The organism is Levilactobacillus koreensis JCM 16448 (assembly GCF_001435525.1).
GTDB lineage: Bacteria > Bacillota > Bacilli > Lactobacillales > Lactobacillaceae > Levilactobacillus > Levilactobacillus koreensis.
Genome location: NZ_AZDP01000118.1, coordinates 122,186 through 129,163, shown reverse-complemented (window position 1 = coordinate 129,163; position 6,978 = coordinate 122,186). Strand labels below are relative to the sequence as shown.

Sequence of the window (6,978 nt, the reverse complement as noted above, 5' to 3'; positions counted from 1 at the left end):
GCGAGCGAGAAGACTGGTGATTTTCCAGTCTGAAGCGTCCCCACAGCAGGCGAAATCCCTGTCAGCCGGAGTGCGGCAATTTCACACTATCTTGATGGCGCGAATCCTTGCCAATACTGGGGCGAGACAGGTATTTTATCTTGCAACCTTTAGATAGCCTGATTACCGGTATTTGTGTATAGAAATTAAAAGCTTCACGGTCAATTTAGGCCGTGAAGCTTTTGTGGGTTGGACACCATTATAGCCAACACCCCATAGCACCGCTGAAATGGCCCAGTCCCATCAGACTGACCCAGCCGCCCATGCCCACGAGGAACACGGCGACCACGACGAAAACTGTTAGGAGTGCAGTTGTATCCGTGTCACGTTTTGCTTTTGGAATTAATTTAACGAACAGAAAAATAAGTAGTGCGATCCCCGCCACTAGAATAAATGACCCGGTCAATAGATTTGCCGTCATCATAGAATCTCCCCCTTTATTCAACTAATTATACTGATTTGCTAGGGGAAAGGGTGAAATGACTCCCGCGAATTTAGGGCCTATGTTAAAATGATGGTTAGGGACAGTTACTGGTAGTTTGTAAGTTACCAGAACAATTTCGGCAAGAGATACCTCACGCTCGGTGTGCATGTTATAGCATAAGTGTGAGCGGAGTTGCCAGAAAGACCAGCAAACAAAATAGACGATAGGGGTGACGAGCATGATTGATCGAATTGAAGCAAGTGCGGATGCCTTATGGTTAACGCCCAACGCAGAGGGGGTCGTCCGCATTGGTTTTGCGGATGATGGCCGTGAACTAGTAGGGCCAGTGACCAAGATTACGTGGCAAAAGACCAGTGGTCAAGTCAAATTGGGAACACCGTTAGTGATCGTGCATGGCGAAAAAGAGGAGCTCACGTTACGTTCACCATTTGCGGGACGGATCGCCGCTGTGAATACGGATCTCGTTGCCCATCCGGAACGTCTGAATAATCGAAATGATGATCTCGACTGGATGGTTGATCTGGTCGATGACTAATGGATCGAAAAGGAGCAAGACGGTATGGAATTGACCTGGCAGGTAACACAGCCGGTAACAAGCCTTAAGAAGTTTCTCAACACGCAGGGAGTCAGTCATCGCGTCTTTAGTGATTTGAAACGTGATGGGACGATTCGCGTTAATGGTACCGTGGTGACGCCGGCCGTCACCTTACAGGTCAATGATCAGGTTGCCGTCACCCTCCCAGCAGAGGCGGCGGACGACGCGGTCGCTGTCAGTCACGGTCCATTAGCCGTGTTGTTTGAAAATCGCGACTGGTTGATTGTGGACAAACCGGCGGGGCTCAACGTGGTTCCGGGGCCCGCGAATCGGACGGATACCTTAGTGAACCGGGTCAAAGGGTATTGGCTGGATGAAGATGCCGAAAACTTAGTGCCACACATCGTCACGCGTCTCGACCGCTTCACTAGCGGTGTCGTGTGGATTGCTCGGCACCGGTTAGCAAATAGTCTAGCTAGTCAGTTGCAGGCTGCCCATCAGGTTCAGAAACGCTATTTAGCGGTGGTGAGTGGGCAACTTAAGGCCGACCATGGCATCATTGACCAACCGTTGGCGAGTGATCCGGCCGGTTTTAACCAAATGGTCTCACCAGAAGGAAAGCCAGCAAAAACGGAGTACTGGGTTCAACAGCGCTGGTCGAATGCCACGCTAGTCGAAGTCCAGCTACATACGGGCCGGACGCACCAGATTCGCGCCCACTTTACGTACTTAGGCCATCCATTAGTGGGGGATGAGCTGTACGGGGGCCCCCAGCTTGGGGGAATGACGCGGCAGGCCTTACACGCCCATACGCTGGCATTTGAAGATCCATTTACGCACGAACAACGGCATTTTACCAGTACCGTTCCTGCTGATTGGCAGGCAATGATTCAAACCTTGAACGAGGAGTGAGCACAGTGGCAGACGAGGAACATCTAGGCTGTTTGGTAGACGGTGAGCCCATTTCGCTTGAGACCAGTCTTCAGTTGGCCGAGCTAGATGTGGGGTTGCGTAATCGCATTAAGCGCGATTATCCGCAGAGTAAGCCTAGCGATTACATTTGCGGGCATCATCTGTTAAAGTACCGGCTAGATCACGTCGATGCGATGATCAACGCCGACCTTAAGCAAACGAAAAAAATCAATCATAAACTGACAAAGGCACTACAGAGCGATGATTACGACATTATCGACGTCAACGACAGCTTGAAAGAGAGCCTAACATTTGGGCAAAAGGTCTCGGATGACGTTGCCCGCTTCGGTGGGTCTTGGGGCTTTATCTTTGTTTTCATGTTCGTCTTGATTGGTTGGATGATCGTCAATGGGCTCCACTTATTTGGGGTCAACTTTGACAACTATCCCTTCATTCTGTTAAATTTAGTATTGAGCTGTGTGGCAGCGATTCAGGCGCCCATCATCATGATGAGTCAGAACCGTTCTGCAGACCGTGACCGGATGATGGCCGAAAATGACTATCATGTCAATTTAAAGGCCGAGCACGAACTGCGGTTACTACACGCTAAGGTCGATCACTTGGCGCAGAATCAGGTGCCTCATACCATGGAAATCGAGCGGTTTCAGTTAGAAATTTTAGGTGAAATTCGTCAAGAACTCGCCGAATTGCGGGAAGCTAAATCTCCGGAGTCGACGTCACGAAGGGAGCCTCATCAATGAGAACTTGGATAACTGCTGGCGTTTTATTTGTTGTTGGTCTAGTCTTTGGCCAGCGCGCCGCAGGACACGTTTCAGCAAGATAAGTGCGTTGAGATGTGAGCCATTGACCATGAACACGTTGAGGTTGTGCGGGTGACCCTGCAAATCCTTTGACAAATTTTCAATCCTCCGTTACTCTAGTGAAAGTACTAGAAATGGAGGATTTTTTGTGATAATTCGTGAAGCTCGACCAATGGATGCCCCTCAGATAGCACCGTTGATGAACTTGATTTACGACGAGATGGAATTGACCGACCTCGAGGACGTACCTGGCCCCGACTTATTGAAGGTCATCACGGCGGCATACCGTACCCGGACTTACTTGTCCGGTGCGGCAACCACGGTGGTGGCCGAGGCCAATGGCCAAGTTGTTGGGGTTGCGTTCGGCTACCCCGGCGAAAAAGAAGACATCGTGGAAGATGTAATTACCCGGCTAACCGCCAAGAGTGCGGCGTTCGATGAACCGTTAGAGGCTGATTCGGAAACCGCACCGGGCGAGTGGTATTTGGATTCGTTAGCCGTCTCACCAGATCATCAGGGCAAGGGAATCGGTCGTCAGCTATTGCGGGCCTTACCCGTTTATGCCCAGCGCGACCGCCAGTCGGTCATTGGGTTGAACGTCGACTTCGAAAATCCCGGCGCCATGAAGCTTTACGAGCGCATGGGCTACGAAGTTACCGGGACCCAAATGATTGGTGACCACAATTACTACCACATGCAACTTGAGATTGGGCAACCAGTCCGCATCGCAAATTAAACTGAACTGAAATGGTGTGCCTTAGAACGATTCGTCGTTTTGGGCACACTTTTTGTTTACCTTGATAAATTGATGTGAAATGGCCGCACTGCGGCTGCCAGGGATTCCGCCTGCTGTGGGGAACGCCTCCAGCCTGTGAAGCGGGCTTCCGGCTCGCCTGAAAGCCACGAAGGCCGCGTGTCTCTCAGGTCGTCTCACGATGTAAGTCGGGAAAGAACCCCGACAAACATCGTCGACACAGCTGGCTACATCCCTGGCATCCTCCGGCTCTGATTGCACTCTACCACAACGGTTATTAAAGTCTACCTGTCCTCTGAATTTTCTGGCCGACTGATAACGCATTTTACGCTCAGCTTCCTTGCCGTCGAAGAAATACTGTGTAAGCCGAAAGATCGGCAAATATGGATTCAGGCGCGTCGTTCTGCTAAGTTGACGGTGGTCCTCCGTCAGTTTAGCAGAAGACTAACCTTGTAGCCTCGGTTTTTTTTAGGCTTCAAGTTGTATCCGCACCGTTCCAGCCCGTATTTGACGGCCGGTAAGGCGAAAATAGCAACATCAGCACATTTTTTGTTGCAAATACAGCATAATTGTTTTAAACTACTATTTAACATGGAAGAGGGAATCGACAAATGGCTGAGATATTGCGACCCATCGGTGGAATCTCGCGGGCGCTGGACGCCATTGCCAACCGGGAGTTTCAGCGGGTGGCGTTGACAAAGGGACAGTATTTATACTTGGCGCGGGTGGCCGAGCATCCCGGAATTATTTTGGAACGGCTCGCGGAACTCTTACGGGTCGATCGGACCTCGGCGGCACGGGCTGTGCAGAAGCTGACCCAAGCCGGGCTGTTGGAAAAGCGGGCGGACGACGAAAATAAGAAAATTAAACGGCTATTCGTGACGGCGCAGGGCGAACAGATTTATCCCCTGGTCAAGCGAGAGAATGACTATTCAAACGGCATTGCCTTACAAGGATTCTCGGAGGCGGAGGCCAACCAGTTGGCCAAGTACCTGCAACGCGTCGATCAAAACGTTGCGGCCAGTTGGGACGCTGTGAAGCATGGTGAACAACGACACTATTAAAGGGAGCTACTGGAAATGACAGGAAAAATTAAATCGTGTACCTTGGCGGATTTGGAAACGCTACAGCGAGTTAGTCGGGCCACTTTTGCCGATACCTTCGGCGCAGCCAACACGCCGGCAGACTTGGCAGAATATTTAGATACAGCTTATAGCGATGCGCAGTTGACCCAGGAGATGCAGCAACCGACGACACGGTTTGAGTTTATTTTGGCTGATGGCCAGGTGGCGGGCTACCTAAAGTTAAATTGGGGGGCCAGCCAATCGGAGCACCGGGGGTCAGCCACTTTGGAGATTGAGCGCATCTACATCTTGCCAGCGTTTAAACGGCAGGGACTCGGTCGGCAATTTTACGATTACGCTGTCGCAACGGCCAAACAACTGGGATGCCGGACGATTTGGCTCGGCGTTTGGGAACATAACGAGCCCGCCCAGAAGTTTTATCAGCGGCTGGGCTTCCAACAGGTCGGTGACCACGTCTTTCAGTTGGGGACGGACGCACAACGCGATTTAATTTTGGAGAAGACGCTGGTATAATGGTTGCTAACGAGAGTGTGCCAAAGGGCGATTAGCTGACGAGTATTAAGGCTGATAACCAAGTAATCCTGACCTTGGATTGGTTGGTTATCAGGTTTAAACGGAATCGGCTGCCCTTTGGCACACGTTTCTGCAATGTGGAATTGGTGGTTTAAATTAAGACACCCATTGCAACAACGGAACTATTTTAGGAGGATTAACCGATGAAGGACGACATACAATTAGGCGACAACGAATTTGCCAAGATGATGCTGGTGCTCAAATCACCAGTGACCCAAGCCAACCACAAGGAATTCAAGTTTCTTGACGGGACTGAGACTGGTGAAATGCAAGAGATTGCGCCGGATATCTGGGCAATGCCCGCCTACATGCAGGAAGACGATGACTTCACGATGTTCTTCTTAACCACCCAGATTGAGTCTGGTGAGACCGTGATGGCCTTTGCGACCGGAGAAACCGCTGATGGTGACTTTCGGCTGAGCGCGCCCATGGTGACCGGGGCGGGATTGAACCTATTGAACGAGCAGCAACCGGACCGGGCTAAGCGGGTCTTGAAATTTTTGAATGATATTTCTAAAGCAGATGAAGGTAACTGGCGGATGGTCGATTAACTGCGAATGATGGCGAAATGGAGGTGGTCGGATGCAGCAAACGACTAAGGCATTTAACCTGCCACTCTTACTGGCCCCCTTCATCTCGCGACTTGGGAGCACACTCTATCTCTTTGGACTAAATTGGTTCGTGGTACAAGCCACGGGAAACGCGGCGCTGCTGGGGGTGATTCAAGCCATCGGCGGGGTCGTTTTGTTCTTCGGTGACCTTCTCTGTGGCGTGGTCGTCGATAATTTTAACCGGAAACGGATCGTGGTCAGCGCCGAACTACTGAGCGTCTTAGGTTGTTTGGCCTGTGCCTGGTGGCTGGACCCGCTGCACATCACGGCGGCACCACTGATTACGTTGACGGTCATCTTGGATGTGGGACTGGCATTCAGTCTGCCCGCAGCCAAGGCGATGATTCCTGAGCTGATCACGCTAGCGGGGCGCCAACGATTTAACGCCGTCAGCAACACGCTGATCGACCTGGCAGATATCTGTGCGCCCCTGATTGGTGGGGGTCTGCTCGCCTTACACTGGTTGAATCTTCAGGGATTTTTACTGCTAAATGGGACCTCATTTCTATTATCATTTCTGTTATACCTCAGCATTCGCTACCAAAAGCCGACCGGCGAAGCATCGCAGTTGGGGGTTAAGGAGAGCTTGCTGACGGGATGGCATTACGTTTGGCAACGGCCGAAGTTGGTCGAGGCCATCGTGCTCGGCGGCCTGATCAACGTATTGTACGCGGCGGTCCGGCTGGTCTTACCCTATGACGTCAACCATCTGTATGGTGGGGACTCGGCGAAGTATAGTTATTTGCTGGTCATGCTGGCGTTGGGCGGAATCCTTGGTGGTGCGCGGTTAACGTTGGCGCGACGAGAGCCGAACCGTCAACAGAACTACGCCGACCTGGCGCTGGCAGCGGGAGCACTACTGGTCGCTGGGCTGTGGGCCGACTACTGGGTCCTTTTGGTGGCTAGTGGTCTTTTCGGCTTCTGTTACTCGTGTTTTGAGATTCGGGCAATTACGATCACCCAAAATTTAACGGCTCCGGATTATCTGGGACGGATGTTTGGCATTCTCTTTCTGGCCATCGATGCCTTTCAGCCGTTGGGGAGCTTTATCTTTGGCTTCGTGACGGACTGGGTCGCCAACTGGACACTGGTCATTATAGGCAGTCTCTTGGTGTTAGGGTTAGCCTTAATTAATCATTGGTATCAACGACTAATCCGCTAGAGACGATTAATGAAATAGGCGTTGACACGGGTGTGAGCGAG

Annotated in this window: 9 protein-coding genes; 8 read left to right on the top strand and 1 reads right to left on the bottom strand. The window is 51.5% G+C overall.

Annotated features, from left to right (window positions below; all coding sequences use genetic code 11):
* Positions 1-238: 238 nt before the first annotated feature.
* Positions 239-463, bottom strand: coding sequence for a hypothetical protein (locus FC99_RS11760; RefSeq protein WP_048735366.1), 225 nt, complete (start codon positions 461-463; stop codon positions 239-241).
* Positions 464-701: 238 nt separating this feature from the next.
* Between FC99_RS11760 and FC99_RS11755 the strand changes: the two genes are divergently transcribed.
* The 8 genes from FC99_RS11755 (at position 702) to FC99_RS11715 (ending at position 6,937) form a co-directional block, all read left to right on the top strand.
* Positions 702-1,019, top strand: a complete 318-nt coding sequence (locus tag FC99_RS11755) for a biotin/lipoyl attachment domain-containing protein (protein WP_048735369.1) — start codon at positions 702-704, stop codon at positions 1,017-1,019.
* A gap of 24 nt (positions 1,020-1,043) precedes the next feature.
* Positions 1,044-1,931 carry an RluA family pseudouridine synthase gene (locus FC99_RS11750; RefSeq protein ID WP_048735371.1) on the top strand — a complete coding sequence of 296 codons (888 nt, stop codon included), beginning with the start codon at positions 1,044-1,046 and terminating at the stop codon, positions 1,929-1,931.
* Positions 1,932-1,936: 5 nt separating this feature from the next.
* Complete coding sequence (locus FC99_RS11745; RefSeq protein ID WP_048735373.1) at positions 1,937-2,692, top strand: DUF1003 domain-containing protein; 756 nt, start codon at positions 1,937-1,939, stop codon at positions 2,690-2,692.
* A 232-nt stretch (positions 2,693-2,924) separates the two neighbouring features.
* Positions 2,925-3,488, top strand: a complete 564-nt coding sequence (locus FC99_RS11740; RefSeq protein WP_048735376.1) for a GNAT family N-acetyltransferase — start codon at positions 2,925-2,927, stop codon at positions 3,486-3,488.
* A 629-nt stretch (positions 3,489-4,117) separates the two neighbouring features.
* Positions 4,118-4,570, top strand: a complete 453-nt coding sequence (locus FC99_RS11730) for a MarR family winged helix-turn-helix transcriptional regulator (protein WP_048735379.1) — start codon at positions 4,118-4,120, stop codon at positions 4,568-4,570.
* Between the two features lie 15 nt (positions 4,571-4,585).
* Positions 4,586-5,104: a GNAT family N-acetyltransferase gene (locus FC99_RS11725; RefSeq protein WP_048735382.1), complete on the top strand. Its 519-nt coding sequence runs from the start codon at positions 4,586-4,588 to the stop codon at positions 5,102-5,104.
* Positions 5,105-5,307: 203 nt separating this feature from the next.
* Positions 5,308-5,715: a hypothetical protein gene (locus FC99_RS11720; RefSeq protein WP_048735384.1), complete on the top strand. Its 408-nt coding sequence runs from the start codon at positions 5,308-5,310 to the stop codon at positions 5,713-5,715.
* Positions 5,716-5,746: 31 nt separating this feature from the next.
* A complete protein-coding gene (locus FC99_RS11715) occupies positions 5,747-6,937 on the top strand; it encodes an MFS transporter (protein ID WP_048735386.1) in 1,191 nt (396 codons plus the stop codon).
* Positions 6,938-6,978: the final 41 nt, after the last annotated feature.

What these genes read in the sequence shown, in the direction of transcription:
- FC99_RS11760 (WP_048735366.1), bottom strand. Translation starts at nt 463, where the DNA reads ATGATGACGGCAAATCTATTGACCGGGTCATTTATTCTAGTGGCGGGG.
- FC99_RS11755 (WP_048735369.1), top strand. Translation starts at nt 702, where the DNA reads ATGATTGATCGAATTGAAGCAAGTGCGGATGCCTTATGGTTAACGCCC.
- FC99_RS11750 (WP_048735371.1), top strand. Translation starts at nt 1,044, where the DNA reads ATGGAATTGACCTGGCAGGTAACACAGCCGGTAACAAGCCTTAAGAAG.
- FC99_RS11740 (WP_048735376.1), top strand. Translation starts at nt 2,925, where the DNA reads ATGGATGCCCCTCAGATAGCACCGTTGATGAACTTGATTTACGACGAG.
- FC99_RS11730 (WP_048735379.1), top strand. Translation starts at nt 4,118, where the DNA reads ATGGCTGAGATATTGCGACCCATCGGTGGAATCTCGCGGGCGCTGGAC.
- FC99_RS11725 (WP_048735382.1), top strand. Translation starts at nt 4,586, where the DNA reads ATGACAGGAAAAATTAAATCGTGTACCTTGGCGGATTTGGAAACGCTA.
- FC99_RS11720 (WP_048735384.1), top strand. Translation starts at nt 5,308, where the DNA reads ATGAAGGACGACATACAATTAGGCGACAACGAATTTGCCAAGATGATG.
- FC99_RS11715 (WP_048735386.1), top strand. Translation starts at nt 5,747, where the DNA reads ATGCAGCAAACGACTAAGGCATTTAACCTGCCACTCTTACTGGCCCCC.